This is a genomic window from Sporofaciens sp. JLR.KK001 (assembly GCF_036941055.1).
In the GTDB taxonomy this organism is placed as follows: Bacteria; Bacillota; Clostridia; order Lachnospirales; family Lachnospiraceae; genus Sporofaciens.
Genome location: NZ_JAYMNO010000002.1, coordinates 525,359 through 548,967 on the forward strand (window position 1 = coordinate 525,359; position 23,609 = coordinate 548,967).

25 protein-coding genes are annotated in these 23,609 nt (G+C 46.5%); all 25 read right to left on the reverse strand.

Annotated elements, in window-relative coordinates:
• Nucleotides 1-4: 4 nt before the first annotated feature.
• The gene (locus VSQ62_RS27780) at nt 5-2,125 is read right to left on the reverse strand and encodes a type IA DNA topoisomerase (protein WP_334638213.1); all 2,121 of its coding nucleotides are present in this window, start codon (nt 2,123-2,125) and stop codon (nt 5-7) included.
• Nucleotides 2,126-3,814, reverse strand: coding sequence for a CD1107 family mobile element protein (locus VSQ62_RS27785; protein WP_334638214.1), 1,689 nt, complete (start codon nt 3,812-3,814; stop codon nt 2,126-2,128).
• Nucleotides 3,792-4,052 (reverse strand): hypothetical protein, encoded by a 261-nt coding sequence (locus VSQ62_RS27790; protein ID WP_004070252.1) that lies wholly within the window; start codon nt 4,050-4,052, stop codon nt 3,792-3,794. The genes VSQ62_RS27785 and VSQ62_RS27790 overlap by 23 nt, the downstream gene beginning before the upstream one ends.
• A gap of 10 nt (nt 4,053-4,062) precedes the next feature.
• Complete coding sequence (locus VSQ62_RS27795; RefSeq protein ID WP_334638215.1) at nt 4,063-6,834, reverse strand: CD1108 family mobile element protein; 2,772 nt, start codon at nt 6,832-6,834, stop codon at nt 4,063-4,065.
• Nucleotides 6,834-9,332, reverse strand: a complete 2,499-nt coding sequence (locus VSQ62_RS27800; protein ID WP_334638216.1) for a VirB4-like conjugal transfer ATPase, CD1110 family — start codon at nt 9,330-9,332, stop codon at nt 6,834-6,836. The genes VSQ62_RS27795 and VSQ62_RS27800 overlap by 1 nt, the downstream gene beginning before the upstream one ends.
• The gene (locus tag VSQ62_RS27805) at nt 9,280-9,687 is read right to left on the reverse strand and encodes a PrgI family protein (RefSeq protein WP_089774869.1); all 408 of its coding nucleotides are present in this window, start codon (nt 9,685-9,687) and stop codon (nt 9,280-9,282) included. The genes VSQ62_RS27800 and VSQ62_RS27805 overlap by 53 nt, the downstream gene beginning before the upstream one ends.
• Before the next feature lie 49 nt (nt 9,688-9,736).
• Nucleotides 9,737-10,609, reverse strand: a complete 873-nt coding sequence (locus VSQ62_RS27810; protein WP_089774867.1) for a VirB6/TrbL-like conjugal transfer protein, CD1112 family — start codon at nt 10,607-10,609, stop codon at nt 9,737-9,739.
• A gap of 5 nt (nt 10,610-10,614) precedes the next feature.
• Entirely contained in the window at nt 10,615-10,830 is a 216-nt protein-coding gene (locus VSQ62_RS27815) for a Maff2 family mobile element protein (RefSeq protein WP_004070260.1), read from the reverse strand.
• Between the two features lie 279 nt (nt 10,831-11,109).
• Nucleotides 11,110-12,951: a VirD4-like conjugal transfer protein, CD1115 family gene (locus VSQ62_RS27820; protein WP_334638217.1), complete on the reverse strand. Its 1,842-nt coding sequence runs from the start codon at nt 12,949-12,951 to the stop codon at nt 11,110-11,112.
• The gene (locus VSQ62_RS27825) at nt 12,948-13,424 is read right to left on the reverse strand and encodes a PcfB family protein (RefSeq protein WP_016307629.1); all 477 of its coding nucleotides are present in this window, start codon (nt 13,422-13,424) and stop codon (nt 12,948-12,950) included. Before VSQ62_RS27825 ends, VSQ62_RS27820 begins: the two co-directional genes overlap by 4 nt.
• 99 nt (nt 13,425-13,523) lie before the next feature.
• Nucleotides 13,524-14,171 (reverse strand): hypothetical protein, encoded by a 648-nt coding sequence (locus VSQ62_RS27830; protein WP_334638218.1) that lies wholly within the window; start codon nt 14,169-14,171, stop codon nt 13,524-13,526.
• 94 nt (nt 14,172-14,265) lie between these two features.
• The gene (locus tag VSQ62_RS27835) at nt 14,266-15,042 is read right to left on the reverse strand and encodes a hypothetical protein (RefSeq protein WP_016226255.1); all 777 of its coding nucleotides are present in this window, start codon (nt 15,040-15,042) and stop codon (nt 14,266-14,268) included.
• 117 nt (nt 15,043-15,159) lie between these two features.
• Entirely contained in the window at nt 15,160-15,390 is a 231-nt protein-coding gene (locus VSQ62_RS27840) for a hypothetical protein (protein ID WP_016226256.1), read from the reverse strand.
• Nucleotides 15,391-15,465: 75 nt separating this feature from the next.
• Complete coding sequence (locus VSQ62_RS27845; RefSeq protein WP_016226257.1) at nt 15,466-15,834, reverse strand: hypothetical protein; 369 nt, start codon at nt 15,832-15,834, stop codon at nt 15,466-15,468.
• A 42-nt stretch (nt 15,835-15,876) separates the two neighbouring features.
• Nucleotides 15,877-16,539, reverse strand: a complete 663-nt coding sequence (locus tag VSQ62_RS27850; protein ID WP_016226258.1) for a hypothetical protein — start codon at nt 16,537-16,539, stop codon at nt 15,877-15,879.
• Nucleotides 16,540-17,655 carry a DUF6017 domain-containing protein gene (locus VSQ62_RS27855; protein WP_334638219.1) on the reverse strand — a complete coding sequence of 372 codons (1,116 nt, stop codon included), beginning with the start codon at nt 17,653-17,655 and terminating at the stop codon, nt 16,540-16,542.
• A gap of 17 nt (nt 17,656-17,672) precedes the next feature.
• Nucleotides 17,673-18,563: a ParB/RepB/Spo0J family partition protein gene (locus VSQ62_RS27860; RefSeq protein WP_016307635.1), complete on the reverse strand. Its 891-nt coding sequence runs from the start codon at nt 18,561-18,563 to the stop codon at nt 17,673-17,675.
• Nucleotides 18,553-19,338, reverse strand: coding sequence for a ParA family protein (locus tag VSQ62_RS27865; RefSeq protein WP_334638220.1), 786 nt, complete (start codon nt 19,336-19,338; stop codon nt 18,553-18,555). The genes VSQ62_RS27860 and VSQ62_RS27865 overlap by 11 nt, the downstream gene beginning before the upstream one ends.
• Before the next feature lie 19 nt (nt 19,339-19,357).
• Complete coding sequence (locus VSQ62_RS27870; protein ID WP_004066881.1) at nt 19,358-19,537, reverse strand: hypothetical protein; 180 nt, start codon at nt 19,535-19,537, stop codon at nt 19,358-19,360.
• Complete coding sequence (locus tag VSQ62_RS27875; protein ID WP_016224660.1) at nt 19,537-19,998, reverse strand: DUF6075 family protein; 462 nt, start codon at nt 19,996-19,998, stop codon at nt 19,537-19,539. Before VSQ62_RS27875 ends, VSQ62_RS27870 begins: the two co-directional genes overlap by 1 nt.
• A 421-nt stretch (nt 19,999-20,419) precedes the next feature.
• Nucleotides 20,420-21,661, reverse strand: a complete 1,242-nt coding sequence (locus VSQ62_RS27880) for a tyrosine-type recombinase/integrase (protein WP_016222124.1) — start codon at nt 21,659-21,661, stop codon at nt 20,420-20,422.
• 46 nt (nt 21,662-21,707) lie between these two features.
• Nucleotides 21,708-21,875, reverse strand: coding sequence for a YlcI/YnfO family protein (locus tag VSQ62_RS27885; RefSeq protein WP_016222125.1), 168 nt, complete (start codon nt 21,873-21,875; stop codon nt 21,708-21,710).
• A gap of 105 nt (nt 21,876-21,980) precedes the next feature.
• A complete protein-coding gene (locus VSQ62_RS27890) occupies nt 21,981-22,169 on the reverse strand; it encodes a DUF6462 family protein (protein WP_004070289.1) in 189 nt (62 codons plus the stop codon).
• 428 nt (nt 22,170-22,597) lie between these two features.
• A complete protein-coding gene (locus tag VSQ62_RS27895) occupies nt 22,598-22,846 on the reverse strand; it encodes a helix-turn-helix domain-containing protein (protein ID WP_004070291.1) in 249 nt (82 codons plus the stop codon).
• Nucleotides 22,830-23,270: a sigma factor-like helix-turn-helix DNA-binding protein gene (locus tag VSQ62_RS27900; RefSeq protein ID WP_004070293.1), complete on the reverse strand. Its 441-nt coding sequence runs from the start codon at nt 23,268-23,270 to the stop codon at nt 22,830-22,832. Before VSQ62_RS27900 ends, VSQ62_RS27895 begins: the two co-directional genes overlap by 17 nt.
• Nucleotides 23,271-23,609 lie beyond the last annotated feature (339 nt).

Below are 23,609 nucleotides of genomic sequence, written 5' to 3' on the forward strand. Positions count from 1 at the left end.
TCCCTTATTTTTTCTTCCCGCCAGAAGATTTCTTTTTCGGAAACTCCATGACAAACTTAAACTGTACCCCGCTTTTTTCTGCCCCGTCTTTGGTGTAACGGTATTCTTCCGTCCCACTCGGAATAATATAGGCATCATAAGGCTTGCCCGCCTTGCTCTTTAACCCTTTTAACAGGATTTTCTTCCCGGCAAGCATATCCTTTACCTGTGCATCGCTAAGGACAGCTCCCATTACCCGGCTCACGTTCATACCGCATTTTTTCACACAGTACGCACCGAATTTTCCCTTTACCACCTGACCGCCGCAGTTCGGGCATACCCCAAGAGCCGCCTGCTCCTGTGCGAACATCTTTTTCTGCTCGTCACTGACCTCATGGTAGGTGTGTATTAGTTCCGACACCATGTTTTCAATATCTGCCATGAAGTCCTCCATCGGAAGCTCCCCTTTCGCTACCAGTGTCAGGGCATTTTCCCAATCGGCGGTGAGTTTCGAGGACTTCACCACATCCGGCAGCACCGTAATCAGCTTCAATCCGTCCTCTGTGGGTATGATCTGCTTCTTCTCACGCTTTACAAACCCGTCCTTGACTAACTTCTCAATAATGTCCGCCCTTGTTGCTGGCGTACCCAAGCCTTTCCTCTCTGCATCTGCCCCAATATCTTCCGCCCCGGCACGTTCCATTGCGGATAATAATAAATCTTCTGTAAATCTCTTGGGCGGATTTGTGAAATGCTCGCTGACTTTTGCCTGCACACCGTCAAATGACTGTCCCTCCGACAGTTCCGGCAGTTTCTTTTCCTCTTTTTCTTCCTCATGATTCCCGGAGATTTTAAAAGAACGCTTAAAGGCATCCTCAAAAGATTTCCACCCGTTATGCGTGACGGACTTGCCGGAAACCGAAAAAGTATATCCATTGCATGAAAACTCCGCTTTGACTGTTTCATACAGATGCTTCTCCCCGGTGGCGCATAACAGGCGGTTCGCAATCAGGGATAAAATTTTGCGCTCCGTTTCCGGCAATGCCGCAAGGTCAGCTTTCCCTATCTCCATTGTGGGAATAATGGCGTGGTGGTCTGTCACTTTTTTACTGTTCAGAATCCTTTTTATATCCGGGCTGGACGCTTTGTTTTCCTCAAACATGAGGGAGCTGAACACCGCTTCAATGACATCTTTTGCGGTCTGCCCCATATCATCGGATAAGAACTGGCTGTCCGTCCTCGGATATGTGGCTAACTTTTTCTCATAAAGGCTCTGCGTGTACTCTAAGGTCTGCTTTGCGGTGAAACCAAATAAACGGTTCGCATCCCTCTGGAGCGTGGTAAGGTCATAGAGCTTCGGCGGCATGGCTGCTTTTTCCTCTTTCACAACGGACGTGGTAAGAGCCTGCCCGTTCCGGCAAGCCCCCGCAATCCCATCTGCTTTCTTTTTGTCATCTATGCGCCCGGTGGCGGCATCTATCCCGTCCATCAGGATATGCGCCATGTAATATGTTTCCTTCTGGAAATTCATAATCTTTGCTTCCCTGTCTACCAGCATCGCAAGGGTGGGTGTCTGCACCCGCCCCACCTTTAAAACTTTTCCGCCATACAGGACGGTGAACAGCCTTGTACCGTTGATGCCCACAAGCCAGTCCGCTTCCTGCCTGCACAGTGCGGAATGGTACAGGTTATCGTAATCGCTTCCCGGCTGCAAATTCTCAAATCCCTCACGAATGGCGGTTTCTTCCATTGAGGAAATCCACAGGCGTTTAATCGGCTTTTCACAGCCTGCCATTTCATACACCAGACGGAAGATAAGTTCCCCCTCCCGTCCGGCGTCGGTGGCGCAAATCGTAGCCGACACATCTTCCCGATGCATCAACTGGTACAGTATGTCATACTGCGCTTTTGTGTCCGGCTTCACCTCATACTGCCACTTTTCCGGCTTGACTGGAAGGCTCTCATACGTCCACTTCTTCCACTGTTCCCCGTAACTTTCCGGCTGTGCCAGCTCCACCAGATGCCCCACGCACCAGCTCACAATATATCCGTTCCCCTCCATATATCCGTCACTGATTTCCGATGCGCCGATCACTTCCGCAATGCTCCTTGCAACACTCGGTTTTTCCGCTATCACTAACTGCATTTAGTCATCCTCCCCTTCTTTATCTTCAAAGAAATCATCCTCACTGCCCTCGTTTTCCTCATCATCGTCATATTCTTCTTCCTCGTCCTCCTCATCATCGTCCTCGTCAAGAAATTCCTCTTTCTTTTTCCGGACTACCTTGAAATAATAGCCGCCGCCAATGGCTGCAACCGCCACAATCCCAAGAATGATATAGGTTGCCATCGGGTTTTCTTCTGGATTCTCCGGCTCAGGTTCGGGTTCTTCGGTGTTTTCCCCCTCCCCGTCCTCTGCGGGTTCTTCCGTAAGTTCTTCTTCCTTCCCCTGTTCCCCGTTGTTATTGGGAAGTGCGCCCTCCGTCACAGGGATTGCGGACTCCAGTGCAGCGGAATTTTTCGGCAAGGTTTCGCCGTTGTCCGCTGTCACGTTCAGCAGGTCATTTTCCGTAACTTCGGTCAGGAAATAAACCACTTCTTCCTCCCCGTCTCGGTCAATGATAAGATAGAACACTTTTTCTGATGCAGTCTGGATTGTGTAAAATTCCTTTCCCGTTTCGCTTTTCTCCTTTTCCCCGGATTCCTCCTTTTTCTCCGATGCCGCCGCTTCCGCCATTGCCTGCTTTTTCTGCTCTGCAAGGCTGTTTTCGGAAACGGTGTTCCCGTCACTGTCCGTCTTGGTATGCTCCGTCACCTGTGCGGTGGCGGAGGAAGGCTTGGTAGCCTGTGCGTTCACCGGGAGCTGCTCTGCCGGGTTCTTCTCATTTCCGTCCTCTTTTTCCGAATCGGTGTAATACGGGTTGGCTGTTTTGTAGACCTCCGACATATTCCCGGCGTTATCCATTGCGGAAATGGTAAAATACTGGTAGCCTGCGTCAAACTGTTGCAGACGGATATTCAGGACACCGTTTGTAAGCTCCGTAAATTCATACCCGTTCACATACACTGCCTTGATGCCGGAATCCGTATCATGCGCCTGTATGGAGAGCAGACCGTCGCTGACCGCAGCGTTTAAGGTAGGCTTCGTGAAATCAAAGCACTTCATATAGCGGTTTTTCTCATAGGTTTTGCCCTTCTGGTCTGTCACAAGCACATAGACGGTGGTATTCTCCGAAATCTCCACATACATATCCTCTGTTACGTCCGTCCAGCTCCCATTCTGCGCCACTTTCGCCTGCACCGTCTTTATGGAGAAGTTGCCGGAGTGTACCACGTCCTCAATGGAAATATGTACCTTCGTGGTGTCATTGTGCCAGCCGGAGGGAGTGGAGATTGTGATTTTTACATTCGGGTTCACATATTCGCATAAGCTGTAATCCCCCTTGCAGACCTCACAATTTTTGTCAGCGGAATACTGTGTACATTTTTCTTTACAGGTACATTCCGGTTCAGGTACTTCGTTCCCGGATACCGTCCCGCTTTCCGTTTCTTCCTCATTACTTCCGGACTCGGTTTCTGTTTCCCCGGTTTCATCCTCCCCATTCTCTGAACTTTCCCCGGTTTCAGTGCTTTCCTCTGCTCCGGCGGTTTCCTCTGTTTCCCCTTCGGTACTGTTTTCTTCCGATGCTCCGCCGCTTTCCTCTGTAATCGTACCCTCCGCATAGGCATCTACCGTATTCCCGCTGTTCGCCATAAACGCCCCTACGGGCATACAGAACAATAATGCTGACAAGAGCAGCGACACCGCCGCCCTAACTGATAACTTTTTCTTCATTTCCTGCCATCTCCTTTGCGTTTTCTTTTTCTTCCAATAACTTCAAAATCTCGTCCTCGCTGAATTTGATAAGTAATTGCAGCTTCTCGGACGAGATTTTATGCTTTTCAATAATATCCATTTTTTCGGCTCTTTCCGCCATGCGCTTCTGTTCTTCCAAATCCTTCTTTTTTGCCTGTAAGGATTCAAGCTGCGCATCCACTTTGGAAAGCTCCTTTTCAATGCGTTCCTTTGTCATAAATGCCTCCTTAATTTAATCTTCCAAAACTGTAAAAATGGCTCTGCCAATAGGACGAATTGATGCTTGCGTAACTGATCGGATCTCCGCAGTGAATCATTGTCCCGTTGCCGCAGTAAATCCCCACATGGCTCACTGCCCCGGCAGAATTGTAAGTCCCGGTAAAAAAGATAATGTCCCCCGCCTTTGCGTCCGATGCGGAAACCGGAGTACACTGGTCATAAATCCCCTGTGCTGTAGTTCGTGGAAGGTTATGCACCCCGCTGTTGGTAAATACCCAGCAGACAAAGCCGGAACAGTCAAAACTTGTGGAAGGGTTTGAGCCGCCCCACACATAAGGGTAGCCGAGGTATTTTGCGGCTTCCTCCATAAGAGCCTGCACCGATGCGTCATCGTAGGCATCCGGCGGTATGGCGTTCCCCGGCAGACCTCCCGGCGTTTCCCCGTAAAGCGTGCCTTCGCCCACATCGAAATAAAATAACGGGTTATAATACTCCCCGTCATATAAACATTCGATATGCAAATGGCTTCCTGTGCTGCTCCCGGTGTTCCCCGTTGTGCCGATGACCGCCCCTTTTTCCACTTCCTGCCCCGCACCCACGCTGATGCTGTCCATGTGGGCATACTTGGTTATGTAACCGTCTATCTCAATCGCTACATAATTCCCGTAGTGGCTGTCATACGCCGCCGCTGTCACCGTACCGTCATGGGCGGCATAAACGGTTGTGCCTGTCGGTACAGCTATATCCACGCCCCGGTGAAATTCCTCGTTCCCTGTGGCTGGATTTTTCCGGTATCCGTAATAGCTTGACACATAGTAATACCAGTAAAGGTTAAGCGGCGATGTGAACTCCTGAAGCAGACCGTTTGTTTCCCGGTACATGGCGAAAATCTCCGTCTGCTCCGTATCCATTTTCCCGGAAACAAGGCTTTCAAGCGGTATGACCGTCAGTGTCACCCGGAGGATACTGACCTCGTATTCTTCTTCCTCCTCATACTCATATTCTTCCTCTGTTTCCTCCCCTGTGACCGGATCAGTGACCGTCCTTGTGCCTGTCTTTGTGACTGTCCTTGTCCTCGTTTCCGTATCCGGCGTAAGTGTGAGCGTATACATCTCATCAAAAAGAGCCTGTATTTCGCTTTCCACCTCACTTGCGGTAAATTCCGTATGGACTGCCGATAAATAGCCGATAAGGGTAAACGGGTTATGCCCGATTGCCCCAAGATTATAGGAATATTCATCATACCCCGGATAATCCGTTTCCACCCGGTCAATCTCATTCTGCAAGTCAAGCTCCAGACGGGTAAGCTGTAAATCAGCGGCGTCAATCTCTTTCGGCTTGCTTAAATAACTCGCTGCTAAAATCGTGGACTGCGTATCCGCAAACATCGCCCCACAGGACGATACGGAAACCATAATCATCATAAGGAGCAGAGCCATGATGCCCACTGTCACAAGCAGTCCGGCGTTTTTCCTCGCAAACTCCTGTAACTTCCTCGCCACAGTGACCGCACCGTTTTTTGTCTTTTGGAACGCCTGCTCCGCCGTCTTTCCTGCCGCCGCTTTTTTCCTCGCCTTGACATACTCCCGTTTAATGCGCTGTTTCTGTAACCGCTTCTGCAATGCCTTTTTCTGCATCTGCGGGTTTTCTTCCAGAAACTTCTGGTACTGGAAATTGACTTCCTTTTTAAACTGCTTCTTTTCCAGCTTTGCTATCTTTGCCCGCTGTTTCTGCTCTTTCCCATTTATCTGCCTTTTGACGAAAGAATAAACCGATTCCACTTTCTGCTCCGACTTGTGTGCGCCCTCCACCGCTGAATTTTCTTTCTCCGTTTCAGCGATTTTCCCATGCACAAAATTCCTGCCCTCATTCTGCATCCGGCGCATGGTGGTTTTGGATACGCCCTCCTGCTTAAAAGGCTTTTCCTTATCCAGAGGGACAGCCACATATTTTGCTTTCCCGGTTTTCTCGTCAAACACTCTCTGCAAGGTGTATTCCCTTGTCTTTGGCAGCTTCGCCCTTGCCTTCTGTGCCTTTTTTGCGGCTTTCTGCGCCTGCCGCTGTTTCTTTTGCAGCTTTTTACTTCCAGTAAATTCAGAATCTCCTTCTCCCTGAAACAGATTTCCGGTATTCTCCGTAAAAGATTCCTCCGTAAAGGTTTTATTTTCCGCTTTTTCCTTCGTGCCGCCTTTATTCCGGTGTTCCTTCTGCACCCGCTTTTTATGGTACTTCCCTTTTTTCTGCGACTGCCTGTAAGTGTCCCTCCGGTGGTAATCTTCCGCATCCGGCTGTTTCTTCCCTGTTTCCTCCGGCTGATTGAAATTGTCCTGCCCGGTAAACGTGTTGTTTTCCTTTACAAAATCCGGTTTTTCCTCCTGCCCCGGCTTTGCATCGGACTTTTGGACTTTTTGTCCAGAAGTGTTCTGGTACATCTGCTTTTTCGCATGAGATTTTGAAGCATGGTTCGGTTTACGCTGTCCGGCATCACTGTTCCGGGAATCCATGCTTTTATTGTCTGTAAAATTGTTGTCCTTTCCCGGCTGGCTCTCTTTGGACTTCTGGACTTTTTGTCCAAAAGTTTCCTGTTGCGCCTGCATACTCTTTTCCGTCTGCCTTTTCCCGCCCAAACCATGCCCCGGTTTCCCGATGCCGGAATCCCTCGGCTGATAGGCAGCATTGCCGCCACCTGTAAAGGCATTATGCGCTCCTGTATGGAACTCTGTATTTGCTTCTTTACAGTAGGCGGTATCCTGTTTTCTCTTCCCTTTCTTTTCTGCCATTAACTGTCCTCATCCTCCTTCGCTGTGGATTCCTCCGGCTTCGTGTTCATAATCGCAAAAGTTTTTGTATCTGCCGGGTACTTATCCACGAATGGGATAACCACGTTGTCAAACAGTATCAGACCACTTCCCGGCTCGGAATTGGTGACGTGCATAAGCTGTTTCTCCGACAGTCCCAACTTGTCCGCCAGGATATGCTGGTCTTTGGCGTTCTGGTTCAGCAGATATACAAAATCGCTGTTCCCCAAGATGCCCTCGATTTCCTCCGATTTCAGAAAATCGCCCACGTTCTGTGTCAGTCCTGTTGGGATTCCGCCCCATTTCCTGAACCTTTTCCAAATCTCCACCGAGTAAATGGCAGTCTGCTTTTCTTTTAAAAGCAAATGGAACTCATCACAGTAGTACCTTGTGGCAACTTTCCGTTCCCGGTTCTGCGAAACCCTGTTCCAGACCGCATCCTGTACGATTAACATTCCAATCTCTTTTAACTGGTTTCCCAAGTCACGAATGTCAAAGCACATAATCCTGTTATGGGAATCCACATTAGTACGGTGGTTGAAATAGTTCTGCGAACCATGCACATATAAGACAAGACTGTTGGCAATCCGAACCGCTTTCTGCTTCGCTTCCCTCTGCATCTCCGGCGCAACATCCCTCGGCTCATACTTTAACAGCGCATTGTACAAATCTTCCAGTATGGGCATATTCTCCGGCTTCGGGTGTTTGAAATACCCGTCATAGATATGCTTGATACAGGTGTCAATAATACCCTTCTCGTCATTTTCCAGACCGTCCTTCCCTCCGGCTATCAGGTCACACAGGGTAATCAGGAAATCGCTCTTTAATTTGAGTGCCTCCTTATCCCCCTTATGGGAGAGCTGAATGTCCATCGGGTTCAGATAATCCTTTGAATTGGTGGCAAGCCTTACCACCTGCCCATGAAGCGCCTGCACTAATGGAAAATACTCGCCCTCTGGATCGCAGACGATAATATCGTCCTTTGTGATAAGGAAACAGGATAAAATCTCCCGCTTTGCAGAAAAAGATTTGCCGCTTCCCGGCGTTCCCAAAATCACCCCATTCGGTGTACGCAGCCTTTTCCGGTCTGCCATAATCATGTTATTGCTAAGTGCGTTCAGACCGTAATAAATGGCGGGCGCAGGCATGAAAAGCTCCTGTGTGCAGAAAGGCACAAGGACAGCGGCGCTCTTTGTGGTGAGGTTTCTTTCAATCCCCACATCGTTACACCCAATCGGCGCACTCGCCATCAACCCCTGTTCCTGTAAATACTGCAAGCATCTGAGGTTGCAGTTCGCCTGCTGGATAATGCCGGACACCCTCTGCGTCAGGTTCTCCAGTTCCCGCTTCGTCCGCCCGTAACAGGCAATGAGGAAGGTCATTTTGATAAGTTTCTGGTTGCTCGTGTTCAAATCGTCCAGAAGCTCTAACGTGTCCTTCTCATAAGTCACGATGTCCGTAGGCAGAATATCCATATCATAGCCGCTTCTGACAGCCTTCTTCTGTTCCTCTATTTTCATTTTCTGAATGTCGGTGAGCGCACGTTTTATCATCTTGATTGCTTCCACCGGATCAATGGTCTGCATATGCATGGTAAGGGTGAGGTTGTCATCAATATCCAGCAGCTTTTTAACCATCTCGTCCGTAAACTTCGGCGCAATCATATCAAGGTAAGACACGCTCCCATAGATGCTGCCGGACTTAAAGCGGCTCGGATAGCGGAAGTCAAACCCCGGCGGGGCGATATAGTCCTTGACCGACTTCCCGGATTCTGACAGCTCCTTAAATGAAAAACGGAAAGGCTCCATTGTACCCTGATTGAAATACTCATGCAGGATACGCAGCCTTTCCTTCCCGTCAAGACCTCTGGCGTTTGTGCCGATATTGTTTAAATTGCGTACCACGTCCTTCTCGATATTGCTTAACTTGCTCTTTGCTTCCCTGTACCCGGCGCTTTCCACGCCGAAAATCAGGTACTTGGACTTGATGATTCCGTTGTTGCCTTTTGCCGACTGGTGCTTTAGCATATGCGTATACTCGTCACGAATATCGTCAAAATCATCCGCCTGCAGAGGAATGTCAAACTGCTCCGCAAGAGCCTGCTCGCTGACCTGCCTGTTAAATAAGAACAACTGGAACTTTATGGACGGATCGAAGTAGTTAATCAGTTTGCTGTATTCTTCCAGAATATCCGCCTGATCCTCCACCTCCAGCAAGTCATAGTTGATGTCAAAAAACTCCACCATTTTCGTGTAATAACTGTCCGCCACCTGACAGATGCCGTCCCGGTACATTTTTTTGAATGTAATGGTTTTCTGTGCGGTGTCCGGCTTCGCCTGCTCCTTGCTGTTCCCGGCAAGCACACGCCGAAGCTCCGCAAGGCGTTTCTTTTCCGATAAGGTCAGTCCCGCCTTTTCCGGCGTCTGTCTATTTTTTCCCGGCTTCTGCTTTTCCGCTTCTGCCTTTTGCTTTTTCTTCAAGGAAACATACCTCCCTCCTTATTTTTTCCCGTTCCTCCAACTGCTTGTAGAGGTTTTCCGATTTATACGGTCTGATTCCCGGCGTGAGTACCTTCTGCCGGAGCATGAAGTATAAAATCTTCTCTGCCGGGAAACCGTCTTTTTCATACATTGCCAAAAAGAAGAATGGCAGCATTGCGCCCACCATGATAAGCGCCGCCCCCTGTGTCCCCAATACCCCTTTGGTAAGGAAATATAAAGGCACTCCCACAAGTGCAGCCCCCGAAAAGCAGATAATCTGCCTTTTGGTGAGGTTCAACGCCACTTTTGTCTTGATTCCACTCAGGTCTTTTGGCACTGGTACGGATATTGCCATAGTCTGCTCCTTTCGTGGGAAATGCCCGCCAAGCACAGTATTTTTGTACTCAATGGGCATTGAAAATTGATTTCGATAATGAGCCTGTCTTGAATAAGCTGAAACAGAGGATTACGGTATATGCCGCAACCGACCACAATGCGCTGTGCAGATTGCCCGCCACTGCGACACTCGCCACAAGCACAGCATAGATCGCCACGCACACCATGATAAAGAACCCCTGAAATGCAAGAGCCACAAGCCCTTTTAAATAATTTGTCCCGATTGTACCCCATTCCCGGTTGGTAACTGTCGCTGCCGGGATTGGCGCTACTGACACATAAAGGTATATTTCAATCATGCGCCCGTATAGAATGACGGTGATGAGGACGGACATGATTTTCATACATAAGCTGATGACCATAGTTTCCAGACCAAGACCGATAAGCTCCCCTATCCCCATTGTATCAATCTGGTTGTTGAACATGGTGGTAAGGGTAGCCTGTACGTCAAGGCTTGTGGAGCCGGATATGGAAGATGCCGCTTGCGTCACCACATGGCTTCCCACATCAAACACCGCCATGACTATATCAAAGGTCTTGGAAAGCAGCATGACAGCGATACAAGCCTTAAATAAAAAACGGAAGAACAGGCTTGTATCAAAGTCATGCATATTGTTTTTGTCGATTACCATTGTTATCAGCTCATAGATCAGCACAAAACTGATTATCATGCCTGCTATGGGGACTACCACGTTTTCCGAAAGCGTCCGTATCATGCTGAATATGCCAGCGTTCCAAGTGCTTGGCGTCTTGCTGACCTCCCCCGCAATCGTGCCGACCTTATCATTGACATCGGAAAACATGGTATCAAGGTTATTAAGTACCCACCCCTGCAGCATCTCCTTTATGAAATCAGTGATTTTGTCTATGATGCCGCCCATTTATCTTATGAAAACAGGCTGGAGAGCTGTGGAATCACCGTCTGCGCCACAATGATAATGCCCCCTCCACTCATAAGCTGCTTGATTCCCTGTGATTTTGCGCCCGGATTATCATTTCCGTATCCCTCAAGAAGATTGATAACGCCCCATACGCCAACGCCTGCGCCGATTGCTGTTACGACTGTCTTTAATCCTGTTACCGCTGTTGTAAAAAATGCCATGTTTCTACCTCTTTCTTTCTCAAAAATAATTTTGTCTGGTTTCTGAAAGAGTTTTTTCGTGTAAAATGCCCTGCCTTATGGTAAGATAAAGACAGGGCAATCCTTTAGGAAGAACCCTGCGGGCATCCGGCATATTCAGTTTGGCGATTGGCTATGCCGGACGCTTTGTTTTGTCCTTTCCCAAGTACATTCAAAACTCCGTTCCACTTCTGGACTTTTTGTCCAAAAGTTCTGCGACTGGTTGACGGGTTCCATATTCAGTTTTTCAATATTCAGTTGTCATGCTTCAATCACGCCCGCATCCTCCACCTCATCAATGGTGTCATTGTCCCTGACTCTTGCTTTACACAGGTTTTTCACATATTTTTCGATGTCTAAGGCGTTCTTGTCATCAAAATCGGACAGAAGCCGGTACTGCTTGTGCTTTGTGATGTCAAACTTATTGGAGAAGAATGGTCTAACCCCTCTAAGCTGCATGATACATTTTCCACCATCCATAACCGAAATCTCATCCATCGACATCAATTCTTTTCCGGTCTTTTGATAATTTAAACCGTAGGACTGCGACGTACCCCTTGTGTCAGAGGTATTGTAAAGGTCTATCGTTTCCTTACCCAAAATTTCCGCCATCTCTTTTAAGGTGGTCTTTTCCTTCCCTCCGAGGAATAAGGTGGTATCACAATTCCCTTCAATGGTGTCAGCGTTGTCCTTATAAATCGCTTTAAGCTGCGACTTTGACTGCAAGATAATGGAAGCCGATATTTCCCGGCTCCGGATTGTGGCAATCAGCTTCTCAAACTTTGGTATCTGCCCGATATTTGCAAACTCATCGAGTAAGCAGCGCACATGGACGGGCAATCTCCCATGATACACATCGTCCGCCCTGTCACAGAGCAGATTGAAAAGCTGCGTGTACATGATTGACACGATAAAATTGAACGTGTCATCGGTATCGGAGATAATGACAAACAACGCTGTCTTTTCATCCCCGATCATATCCAACCCCAACTCGTCATAGCTTGTCAGGTCACGCAGCTCCTTGATGTCAAAGGGGGCTAAACGTGCGCCGCAGCTAATTAAAATGCTTTTCGCTGTCTTGCCCGCCGCCAGTTTGTATTTTTTATACTGTTTTACCGCAAAATGCTCCGGCTCTCTTTCCTCCAGCTCATCGAACATCAAATCAACGGGATTTTTAAATTCCTCGTCATCCTCCCTTGCTTCACTGGCATTTATCATGTCAAGCAGGGTAGTGAAATTCTGTTCTTCCTCCACGCACTCATACCAGATGTACCCGATCAGTGCGGTGTAATAGAGCTTTTCGGCTTTCACCCAGAAATCTTCGCCGGACTGCTGCCCCTCCCCTTTTGTGTTTAAGATGATTGTGTTTACGAGTTTCAAAATGTCCTTCTCGCTCCGGATATAAACGAGAGGATTGTAGTGCATGGACTTCTTGAAGTTAATGGTATTCAGCACTTTTACCCGGTAATGATTCTTTAAGAGCATTTTTCCGCACTCTACTAACACTGTACCCTTCGGATCAGTGACAACATACGATGAGTGCATCTGCATAAGGTTCGGTTTTACAAAAAACCTCGTCTTGCCCGAACCGGAGCCGCCGATAACAAGGATATTTTTATTCCTCGCATACTTCGGCTGTTTTGGTCTGCCGGACATCATCAGCCTTTCCGTTTCTGTGAGTAGCACGTTATTCTCAAATACCGGATCGACATAAGGCTCAATGTCTTTCGCTGTCCCCCACCTCGCAGAACCGTACTCCATGCCATGCCGGAACTTCTTGGCGTTCTTGGCTTTGAAATACACCACAAGGCGGAGCGCAATGCCGCATCCTGCCCCTATCAGCAAATCTCTTGGATAAAAACTCGGTAACGGGTTGGAAAATAAATCCTCCATCCCCGCCATGACTGCCATCATCTTTGCGGAAGCGTCCTGCCCCGGCGATACCCGCCACAGCCACGCAATCTTGTCGCAGAAATACCCGGCAAGCACATAGGGGAGGTTCATAAGGAGAAGTTTCTTTTTGTCAACATTCCCCGTTTTTGCCTTCAGCTTTTCAGGGATTGATTTTAGGTCTTTGGCAATGCCTTCTACGATTTTACTCATAATGACTGCCCCCTGTCCTTCTGGTGTTCCCTTGCCCTTTCCCGGTTTTTATCCTTGCCTAGCTGCTCCCGGAACTGCGCCAGCTTCTCCTTTACGGAGATGCGGTTATGCTTTTTCTCATTAACTTTTACAAACTCCTTAAATGCCTGCGTTATTACGTCGGCATCTTTGCCCTTGAATAATACGATGTGCTTCGGCGGCTTTTCCGTCTTATCCTTCTTCACAGCGAACTGCACGTTATACTTCTTTGCCACTCTCTCAAAGGACTTGATGTTGTTATCCGTCACCTCAATGCTCGAAGCGCCCATACCCTGACCGACCAGCTCTTTCACTGATATTTTCCCATGCGGCATCTGCTTTCCCTGTTTCCGGTGTTCCAGATACATCTTCATAGCCTTTTTCAGCACGTCGGCAGTCAGCCGGGAAGATTTAAACACAAGGGCAATCGTTTTTTGTGTCACTTCCTCCTGCATGGTTTTCCTCCTTCTACTTCTTTTATTGCTGTACCCCCGTCAGGGTGGGACGTACAGCCTGTGAATTAAATATTTCATAAGTTCTCCTTTCTGACCGGATTATGGCAGCTCCGGCTTCCACCCTTCTTTCAGTGCTTCGATTATCCTCGTAAACCCACTTTCCAAGTCAGCAAAGCAGATTGGAATATCCCCCGGATTTCTGATATAGGTATCCAGAAAGCGGTAAGAAAGCCGCCCGCCATCCTTTCCAATGCTGACGCAGTAAACAGAGGCAAACTCCCCGTTTTCCAGCATCCATATCTCATTTTCAAGGCACAGGACAAACCTGTCTGAAAACAGCTCTTTTATTTCGCAGCCTATCAGACAGGCTGGATAACAGAAAAGCTCATCCGTCATGTCAAACGGTTCATTCCCCGTACCATCATCCCCTTCCAGCATCATCACGTCTTTCATGTTCTCTTTGATATAAGGGAATAACTGGCTGGCATAGTTGTCCGCCGCATATTCCCCCGGTTCGCTTCCTTCGCCTGAAAACTCTGCAAAATCATCAAACTCACTATCCTCATACAAACGGAAAAGCCGAAGGAGATACTCACGCACCTCCCCCTCTGTTAATCTCTCCTTCTGTACGTCATTTTCCCTCTCCGCTTTGGGTTTCCTTTTCCCTGCCGCATAACGGATTCTTCCAAATACCGCTGCTCCCGCCACAGCCGCAGAGAGGGCTGCTGCTATTTTTTTGTGTTTCATTTCCCTGATTTCTCCTTTCCGCTTCTGGACAAAAAGTCCAAAAGTTTTATTAACGCAAAAAGACGGTTACAAATCTGCATAATCTGTAACCGCCCTAACGCTGTGCTATCTCCATTAATTTATTTCTGTAGAATGCCTTAAAAAATGCCCGGTTATTGTCATACTGGATAACCGCCTGTTTTTTTTCTTCTTCTGACAGGGAATCATACCATGCCACAAATTCATCCCGTATCTCCCTCATCTGCTTTCTTGCTGCTATGGCATCCTCTAAAGAATGGCACGTCTTGGAAACAAGCGAACCTTGAAACCGCATTGCGGCAACCCATACATTCCGGGTGCTGATAAAACTTACCCCCTGATAGCCGCTGGTGTTGTTTTTCATCGGGCTTGCATCTCCACGCCGGATACGCTCTATGTTTGTCCCCATGACATAATTTTTTTCAATGTTATGGTAATGCTGTTTTCCATGTTCAGAATTTCCGATATATCCGGTTTTACTGCATCCGCAGGAATGGGTAGGGTTATTCCTCTTGGTTATTTCCGGAGCCGGTCTTTCAATAATGTTCCCGCAGTCACATCGGAATCTCCAGATACATTGTCTGCGCTCTGACATATTTCCTGTCGGCTCTACCGCAACCAGTTTCCCAAACCTTTTCCCGGTTATGTCCTTCCTCTGCATTTTATGATGCTCCGCCGCATAGCACCCGCAGCTTGCAGTGCCAACCGTCCTAAGATATGCCGACGTCCTGTTTATCATTTTTCCACAATCGCACTGACACAGCCAGACCACATCATTCTTTTTTTGCTTCGGAAGTTCCTTCAGAACGGTCAGCCAGCCAACCTTTTTCCCTGTATAATCAGTCTTTTTCATCCTGACCTCCTTCCCCCTTCTGGACAAAAAGTCCAAAAGTTTTATAAATGCAAAAAGAGCAGCTACAAACCGCTGTTTACGGTCTATAACTGCCCTTACGCTGTCTGCCATATTTCATTATCTGTACCGGATCACCGGACACTGCTTCGTCTTTTTCCCTATATTCCTACGTTCCAGAGCGAAAACCATATCCCCGGTACGCTCAAAATACCCTATGTCCTTCTTCCAGCTCATGCCGCATTTACAATGCTGCAAACCAATAAACTGCTGTTTCATTTTCCTTCCGCAGTTCGGGCATACCTTTTTGCTCCTGCCTTTCTGCTTTACTTTCGCTGTTTCCGGTTTCATTCAGACCATCTCCTGTACTTTTATACTGATGCCATTTTACCAGATTTATCGCCGGAATTGTAAATTATATGCAATTTAATCGAAAGCGTCTTTACACAGGGCTACAAAATATTTCTTTTTCTCCAGTATTTCCTCCTGCCTGTCTTTGGAAAGCGTCTGGAATATCTCGTCATAGTCAAGCTCCGCAAGCGGCGTACCAAGCACAGGCGTTAAGACTTCATGCTCATACCATATCCGCCAGAGTTCCTCAAACAGTTCTTTACTGTCTGAAAATGCCATCGCTGAATCAAAACCATCTCCCTCACTGAACCATTGCAGACGGACAAAGCCGAATCTCCCGGCATCCGCCACCATCACATCCGTCATCTCATACAGCTCCGCAAACGCATCCGCCACCTTCCGGCACTTCGCCTGCTGTTCTTCCGTAATAAATATTTCTGCCATAGCGCACCCTCCTGATCCACTTCTGGACAAAAAGTCCAAAAGTTATTTATTCTCTTTTAAACAGTAAATCGTGCAGAGGTCAGCATATAATACGCCCTCCCCGCATTTTATCGTGTCAAACAAAAGGCACTGGAACAGCACGTCACGCACACCCTCAAGGCTTGCAATCCCCTGTTCTTTTTCTGAAAAGCCTGTGCCGGGAATACCCACATCCGCCGATGCCGCCCGCCTTGCGGAGATACAGTGCGTGTAAAGTCCGAGTATATATTTATCCGACATAGGGAAAGCAAATGTTTCCTGCCCGTCATATGTTACCCTGTATTTATCCTGTTCCCCTTCCGGCAGTTCAAAGAAGCACTGCACTGTTTCCAGATAAGTATGCCCATCAAAATCCGGCTTTATTTTCTTTCCGTACCTGCGGATTGTGGAAAAGAGGGTATTCCGGTCAATAAAGGATCGGGTACGCTTAAAAGCTGGTTTCCTGCCTTTTAAGTCCATGTAAACATTATTCCCTGTCCCTTTCCCGGCAAACCTGCCATAATCGCCAATCCGCAGCAGATAGGACAGCACCTCCAGCAGCTTTTCCCTTGACGCAATCTCCTGATAAGGGGAACTGCCAAATTCTATCCTCACAAACCTTAACGGGCAGCTCCCCTTTGCAATCTCCCGTTCCATTACCCGGTCAATATCCCTCATGGATTCCATTTATCCATCTCCTTCCACTTTGGGCTGGAACATCCCTTTTTCTTCCCAACCGCCGCCATACATATCATGCTGCACCAACTGCTGGTAATAGTGGTTCATGGTGTTAGGCGCATTGTAGAGGGCAGTCACCATGTACGCCCTGATGTTGGCTATCTTGGTTGTGGTTTCCCTCATGCACCCGATAACATACTCCAAATGGGAGCTGTTCAGCTTCAGGAACTTTGATTTTACAAGCTCATAAGGGTAATCTTCCCCGTTGACCTTTACCGTCTTACGCTTCACGCACACAATCTCGCAGATAACCTCATACAGTTCCTCATACAGCCCCTTATCCTGCCAGTCCCCATATTTCATGTGATGCTCGTATTCAATATTGTCACGAATAATTTCCATGTAGGCAGTGGCATTATCCATCACATCAATCATACCATTATCCGGCTTGCCCGGTTCTTGTTTTTCTATTCCTCTATCCGATTGATTGATAGGATTGGTATAACTCAGATCAGTATAATTAGTATTGTTATAATTAGGGTTCGATTTTTGAACTTCCAGAGGTTCGTTTTCTGAACTTCCAGAAGTCTGCTTTTTGAAACTCTTGAAGTCTGTTTTTTGAACTTCCAGAAGTTCAATTTCTGAACTTCTGGAATCCTGATTCTTGTACTTCTTGAAGTTCAGTTTTTGAACTTCTGTGGAAACATCAGTGCCTGCGGGTTCTGCCGCTGTGCCTTCCCCACCTGCGGGCGGCTCTGAAAGGACAAAGTTCTTGACATATATGATGTCCGGCTTTCCCAATCCCTGCCTTTTCTTCTCAATCAGACCAATCCCTTTTTTGCTGTCAAGCTCCGCAAGCACCTTTGCACAGGTGGCTCTGGCGCACCCCAAATCTTCCATGATGTTCTCAACCGTATAATGGATATACGCCCTGTTCTCATCATCAAACCAGCCGTTTTTCATGGATAATGCCATCCTGTCAAGCATCAGACCGTAAAGGAGTTTCGCATCACTGGATAAGCCTTTGAAACGCCTGTCTTTAATCAGCAGCCTCGGCACTCTGTAAAAGGAAAACTGTTCCGCTTCCGCACCGTAATAGTAATCGAATTTCAAACCGCCATCCATTCTGCCCGCCCTCCTTCCTATTGTCTTTTCTTCCATTCATCCAATAGCTGAATGATGATGCCCTCTATTTCCTCACTGCTGCAGTCCTCCGCAAAATATTCGCTGATTTTATCCGCTTTCAGTGTCACTTTCCGTTCCTTCGGCTTTTCCTCCGTCAGTATCAGGCGCACCATCGCAAGGGTAAGCTCCCCGGTCTTGCCATATTCCTTGATTTTTGCCGACTGCACCATGCTGACGTTACAGCCCTTTTCCTCAATAGTAACCTGTACCCACTGCTGCGCTTCTTCCGTCAGAAAGGAAATATCCACGCCCTGTGAGAAGCCGAGCTTTTTATTATCCACCATAACAAGGAGTTCATCGGACAGGCGGGAGAGCCAGATATACCGCTGAACCTTTTTGGCGTTCTCCCCGGCAGCTTCGCCCACTTCATCAAGGGTGTTCTTCCCTGACTTCTTCCCCTGATGCTTCATGGCTTCATATTTCATCTTGTAGGCTTTCGCCTTTTCGCTTGGCAAGATGTCCTCCCGCTGGATATTGGAATCCACCATGATAATTGTAGCTTCATCATCGGTGTAATTGCGGACAATCACAGGCATTTCCGTCTTTCCGGCAAGCTCCGAGCCACGCCTGCGGCGGTGTCCGGCTATGATTTCATAGCCGCCGCCTGCCCTCGGTCTTGCAATCCCCGGCACAAGCACCCCATACTGCCGGATACTCTCTGTTGTTTCCTCCATCTTCTCGTCATCTTCCACCCGGAACGGGTGGTCTTTGAACGTATAAAGCTCTGCCAGCGGCGCATTGATAATCTGTTCAACGCCGCTTTCCTGTGCGGCACTCCCGCCGAATAAATCATCAAATTTTTCCAGCGTAATCTTTGCTGCGCTTCCCGATTTTGCGTTACTGCCCATCTGCAAGCACCTCCTTTGTCAGAGAATCATAGGCTGACGCCACTTTTCCCTTTGGATCATGCTTATAAATGCTGATGCCCTCCGCTGAAATCTCCGCCGCCCGGACGGAAATGGGAATAACATTGGCAAATATCCTCACCCGGCTTCCATAGGCTTCCTTCAGCATGGAGCTGATGTCCTTTGCGTAATTCGTCCGGCTGTCCACCATTGTAAGCAGAATCCCCTCAATCTCCAGTTTCGGGTTAATCTGCCGCTTTACCTTACCGACCGTCTTAATAAGCTGCTGCAAGCCTTTGACGGGCAGATATGCCGCCTGTACGGGTATCAAGATGCTGTCGGCGCTGGCAAAGGCATTTATGGTAATCATGCCGAGGGAAGGCATACAGTCAATCAAGATATAATCGTAGCTCTCCTTCACAATCTCTATGTATGACCGGAGTACCGTTTCCCGGCTCATCACATTCACAAGGGAAACTTCCAGACCGGAAAGCTCGATGTTCCCCGGCATTAAGTCTATCCCTTCCTCATGGTGGAGAATGCCTTCTCCCGGCTCTACTTCCTCGTCATTGATTAAGTTCCCCATAATGGTTGCAAGCGTGACTTCCAGACTGTCCGGCTCTGTAAAGCCTAAACTTGCGGTCAGACTGCCCTGTGCGTCCGCATCAATCAGAAGCACCTTCTTACCCTGTTTTGCCAGCCCGATGCCTAAGTTGCTTGTGGTGGTGGTCTTGCCGACTCCGCCTTTCTGGTTTGCGATTGCGATTATTTTACACATGATAATTCTCCTTTGCTTTCTACTGGTTTTCTTTTACGTTGCTTTTCCTGACTTCCACATAAGTCCTGTAATATTTCTTTGTCCCTTTGTTTGGGAACATATCGGAAAACTCCGTCACTTCGATTTTCGGGTTCCTCTGTAAAATCTTCCCGAACCACTTAATATCGTTCTTTGTTCCCATAAGCCTGACTTTTAACATCAATCCCGTCCTCCAAGCATGGCGTACAAGTTGTGGTTATATGTTACATATTCCGGATAACGAATCTGTACCGCCTGCCAAAAATAGGGCGCATAGGCACAGCAGAACAGTTCTTCCACTGTGTACCGTCTGCACTCGTCCACCTGTTCCTCCGCATCATCATAATCAAGGACACTCGGCGTACCGTTGCAGTAAAGGTTATACGCCATCCTGACTACTTTCACGCTCCCGCTGGTCTGCCAGCCTTCATGCAGGCACTCCGTTTTTACACAGCCTGTCTTAAAATCATAGATACTGTAAATGTTCCTTCTTGTGTCATCACTGATACCAAGACAATATACAAGTGCTTTGTGGTACACGTCCTGATACCTGACCTCTTTCAATTTCTCATAGTAGAATTTTTCATGTGCATCGCTGATAAAAATAATCGCTTTCTCTGCTCCTAACGCTGTACTACTCATGTTCATTTCCTCCATCTCTTATTTTGTTTTTTGACCATAACAAAAGGACACTTCCCTAAAATTTTCTTTTAGAAAAATGTCCTTATCGTACAAAATATTAACTTGAACTGACACGAGTTTAATTTAAAATCATTTATTTTAACCCTTTAAGAGAGTTTATTTTGTCGTACTCTTGTCGTACCATACTAGCTTTAAGTCCGCAAACCCTTGATTTTACTGGTCTTTTCCGCCAAGCGTTTTCATTGTCGGGAATAATATTCAGGTTAAAGCATTATCATGTATTATCCCGTATTTACGCCTTTTCCAACAGTTTGCATCAATGCATTATCACGCATTATTATGTACTGTCATTTCAAAATTCGTTGCAATTTTGTTGCAAAAACTCTTTTTTGTTACATAAGTCCCACCCAAGGACTCTTTCCTAAAATACATCGTATTTTTGTGCTAAATTCTTCATTGATTCCGTTTTTTTCATGTCTGTAACTTCGGCATATATATCCATCGTGGTTTCTATGTTCGCATGTCCCATAATGGACTGGATTACCTTGATATTGGTTTCCTGTTCACAGAACCTTGTGCAAAAGGTATGCCTCAAGTGATGGCAGGAAAAATGTGGCAATATAATCGGCTGCCTTTTCTCTCTTTTCGCTTTCAACACTTCCTCCGCATTATAATTCTCTGAAATACGCCGAATCGTCCGGTTGACTGTCTGGGGATTATGTACGTTCCCAAAACGGTTGCAGAACACAAACCCTGTCATACCATCAATCTCCGTGCAGTTGAATCCATTCTCTTTCTGTGCTTCGTGTTCCTCCTGAAAAGCATCATACACCGCACCCATCATCGGAATTACCCGGATACCGGCTTCCGTCTTTGGCAAGGACACCTGTAAAACACTCCGTCGCTTTTTTGCACCATCCATTGGATAATACACAACACTGTGATTTATACTTATTGTCCTGTTTTCAAAATCCAGATCCTGCCATCTCAAGCCGATGATCTCACCAATCCGTCCACCTGTTCCAAGTAGCACCGTAAATAAAGGCGCCCAATGGCAATATATCGGATTGTTCCTGGTGTATTCCATAAATGCTCTCTGCTGCTCTAATGACAATGCATGTCTAACACCATGATTCCTTCCCGGTTTCTTCTTGACCTGTGCCATAGCTCCGTCACTGGGATTGACACGGATGATTGCATCCCGGACTGCAAGCTGGAATGTTGGATGTAGCACCGTATGAATGGTTTCCAATGTGTTAATCTGCAGATTTTTCTCATTCAGCAGATGATAATAAAAATACAATACATCGGAATACTTAATCTCCCCTATCTTCCGTTTCCCAAATTCCGCCCTTACAAAATGGTCATACATATATTTGTAATTCGTATATGTTGTTTTCCGCAAGTCAGTTTTCGTTGATATGTAACGGTCAAAGACAAAATTCAAGTCTGCGTTTCCTGCGGCATAAACATCCAGGCCGTCAAGCTGATCTTTCAGCAACTTATCCTCTTTTTCACGAAGCGTCCGCAAATCATTTGCGTAAATGTAACGTCTTTTTCCATAAGGATCAGTATATGTGTACATATACCTCATATCCTCTGTCCGTTGGCTTTCCCCTTTCCTTAAAGCCCTGCCCTTATTATCTTTTCTTGCTTTTGCCATCTCTGCTCCTTCATTAATGGAAAGAGATTCTGCAGCACTTCAAGCATTACGGATTCTGGTATAATAACTCTATTCCTTTTAGCAATGCTTGTGTCATGGTCATATTATGACTGGCAGCATACTTAATGAACTTTTCGTATTCACTATCGGAAAGCCGGATTGTTATTGACTTCAACTTAGGAGACTCTTTTTTAGGTCTCCCGATTTTCGCCATCTATATGCACCTCCATTCATAACTAAGTCTATTATAATTTCTGTAAGACAAAAAGTCAAGTGTTTTTGTCCGACAAAAATATTTTTTCAGAATCTCTTCATTTGACTATCCTCTAACTCTAAATGTTTCTAAATATTCTTCAAAAATATCGCAATTTACCAATACCAGCTTATCCAATTTATAGATTGCATTTGCATCTTTTGCCATCTGCTCGAACTTTCTCTGGCACATACTGTATAGCTCTGCGCCCTCCTTGTATCTGACAAACCGTTTCTTATTTATATTACGTGGCATTTTCTACCCTCCTTCCAAAAAATTTTACCCTGCAGGTGGCTGTCAGGAAACAGCTCCATTCGCCATAGAATACAAAAAACTGCTAATAACAGTTTTCATGTAGGAATTGCAATCTTTTCAGACCGGAACAGCTTACTCCGGAAGTATCATTATCAGAAACAGCATCATCGCCGCAAAGTCCCTGTCCCTTTGCCAGTAATCAAATATCTATCGCTCGTATCTTTACTTCAATGTCCGAATCAACATTCCATCGTTTCCAATACCTACCACTTTACGACATGATGTCGCAAAGTGGCAGATACAGATAGTCATGGCGTATTCATTAAATAGCTCCACTGCTCCATACGTCCTGCAGGATTCTCAATATGAACTTGTCAAGGTACAATATTTTTGTCAGCTTCCGAAAGGGTAAGGAAACTATTTGCCGGTTATGCTATTTCAAAATTCAATATTTTTGTAATCAGCTTTGTTTCCAATCTCTTACGCAAGGTTTCATCCACACAATAATGCGGCTGTCCATATTCATCGTACAAACACTGTATAGAAAGCCTTGCTATGTAACCTTCATAATGGCTCAACACTTTATGAATTGCCCCTATATCTCCTTCTGATGCTGCCTTAATAATATGGAACGGCAGCAAATTGACATTCTTAGTCTGTTTACCTTTTCTTTTCATCCGTATGTTCCTCCATAATATTTTTCATCAATTCTAGCGAACGCTTTCTGTGTTCATAGACTGTACTACGGACAAGATTCAATGCCCTGCCAATTTCTGCATCGCTCATATCCATAAAATAAGAAAGCAGAACCACATCCCTTTTCTTTTCAGAAAGTGCCTGCAACGCCTCCGCAATCAACATATCCTTCACTTCTATATCATAGCCAAGTACCTGGAACCATTGATTTTCCACTCCATAGTCATCCACAGTAAAAAGTCTGCCCATATCCTTTTCTGACAATTCCGACAGCATCACCTCATGCTTCTGCCTGTAAGCGATATGTCTGCGGTAGTCTATCTTTTCGCCTTTCAATGCCAGTTTGCATATCCGGTCAAATTGTTTCCGGACTGCCATTTCATCATAGGAAGAAGATTTCCTCATTCGAGTTCACCTCCTTCCCGTCCTGCCGGATTACGGTAGGATTTCTATTTTCCCTTTCATTCAATAGCCCGAATGGGACAATGCGAATGTTCGGGTCTGGAAGAAAATTTTTAATAATCTTTCAGAAATATAAAAAACGCCCAGATGGACAGATGCCCACAGGACGTATTTTAACAACACATAAGTTGTAACCCTAATTTCATTATAAATTTTTACCCTGGATTCAAGGTTAAGAGTGTTAAATGGTCAGTATACTATGTCTCAATCATTTTTTTACTAATACAATTCCCGCTTTTCCTTATGGATATTGGATTTGCATGGTTTTTATAAATCAAAAAA

What these genes read in the sequence shown, in the direction of transcription:
- VSQ62_RS27895 (WP_004070291.1), bottom strand. Translation starts at nt 22,846, where the DNA reads ATGAAAAGAAAAGGTAAACAGACTAAGAATGTCAATTTGCTGCCGTTC.
- VSQ62_RS27885 (WP_016222125.1), bottom strand. Translation starts at nt 21,875, where the DNA reads ATGGCGAAAATCGGGAGACCTAAAAAAGAGTCTCCTAAGTTGAAGTCA.
- VSQ62_RS27815 (WP_004070260.1), bottom strand. Translation starts at nt 10,830, where the DNA reads ATGGCATTTTTTACAACAGCGGTAACAGGATTAAAGACAGTCGTAACA.
- VSQ62_RS27850 (WP_016226258.1), bottom strand. Translation starts at nt 16,539, where the DNA reads ATGGAATCCATGAGGGATATTGACCGGGTAATGGAACGGGAGATTGCA.
- VSQ62_RS27900 (WP_004070293.1), bottom strand. Translation starts at nt 23,270, where the DNA reads ATGAGGAAATCTTCTTCCTATGATGAAATGGCAGTCCGGAAACAATTT.
- VSQ62_RS27790 (WP_004070252.1), bottom strand. Translation starts at nt 4,052, where the DNA reads ATGACAAAGGAACGCATTGAAAAGGAGCTTTCCAAAGTGGATGCGCAG.
- VSQ62_RS27875 (WP_016224660.1), bottom strand. Translation starts at nt 19,998, where the DNA reads ATGAGTAGTACAGCGTTAGGAGCAGAGAAAGCGATTATTTTTATCAGC.
- VSQ62_RS27880 (WP_016222124.1), bottom strand. Translation starts at nt 21,661, where the DNA reads ATGGCAAAAGCAAGAAAAGATAATAAGGGCAGGGCTTTAAGGAAAGGG.
- VSQ62_RS27860 (WP_016307635.1), bottom strand. Translation starts at nt 18,563, where the DNA reads ATGGGCAGTAACGCAAAATCGGGAAGCGCAGCAAAGATTACGCTGGAA.
- VSQ62_RS27845 (WP_016226257.1), bottom strand. Translation starts at nt 15,834, where the DNA reads ATGGCAGAAATATTTATTACGGAAGAACAGCAGGCGAAGTGCCGGAAG.
- VSQ62_RS27805 (WP_089774869.1), bottom strand. Translation starts at nt 9,687, where the DNA reads ATGGCAATATCCGTACCAGTGCCAAAAGACCTGAGTGGAATCAAGACA.
- VSQ62_RS27865 (WP_334638220.1), bottom strand. Translation starts at nt 19,338, where the DNA reads ATGTGTAAAATAATCGCAATCGCAAACCAGAAAGGCGGAGTCGGCAAG.
- VSQ62_RS27780 (WP_334638213.1), bottom strand. Translation starts at nt 2,125, where the DNA reads ATGCAGTTAGTGATAGCGGAAAAACCGAGTGTTGCAAGGAGCATTGCG.
- VSQ62_RS27835 (WP_016226255.1), bottom strand. Translation starts at nt 15,042, where the DNA reads ATGAAAAAGACTGATTATACAGGGAAAAAGGTTGGCTGGCTGACCGTT.
- VSQ62_RS27870 (WP_004066881.1), bottom strand. Translation starts at nt 19,537, where the DNA reads ATGTTAAAAGTCAGGCTTATGGGAACAAAGAACGATATTAAGTGGTTC.
- VSQ62_RS27825 (WP_016307629.1), bottom strand. Translation starts at nt 13,424, where the DNA reads ATGCAGGAGGAAGTGACACAAAAAACGATTGCCCTTGTGTTTAAATCT.
- VSQ62_RS27810 (WP_089774867.1), bottom strand. Translation starts at nt 10,609, where the DNA reads ATGGGCGGCATCATAGACAAAATCACTGATTTCATAAAGGAGATGCTG.
- VSQ62_RS27830 (WP_334638218.1), bottom strand. Translation starts at nt 14,171, where the DNA reads ATGAAACACAAAAAAATAGCAGCAGCCCTCTCTGCGGCTGTGGCGGGA.
- VSQ62_RS27855 (WP_334638219.1), bottom strand. Translation starts at nt 17,655, where the DNA reads ATGGATGGCGGTTTGAAATTCGATTACTATTACGGTGCGGAAGCGGAA.
- VSQ62_RS27840 (WP_016226256.1), bottom strand. Translation starts at nt 15,390, where the DNA reads ATGAAACCGGAAACAGCGAAAGTAAAGCAGAAAGGCAGGAGCAAAAAG.
- VSQ62_RS27785 (WP_334638214.1), bottom strand. Translation starts at nt 3,814, where the DNA reads ATGAAGAAAAAGTTATCAGTTAGGGCGGCGGTGTCGCTGCTCTTGTCA.
- VSQ62_RS27820 (WP_334638217.1), bottom strand. Translation starts at nt 12,951, where the DNA reads ATGAGTAAAATCGTAGAAGGCATTGCCAAAGACCTAAAATCAATCCCT.
- VSQ62_RS27890 (WP_004070289.1), bottom strand. Translation starts at nt 22,169, where the DNA reads ATGCCACGTAATATAAATAAGAAACGGTTTGTCAGATACAAGGAGGGC.
- VSQ62_RS27795 (WP_334638215.1), bottom strand. Translation starts at nt 6,834, where the DNA reads ATGGCAGAAAAGAAAGGGAAGAGAAAACAGGATACCGCCTACTGTAAA.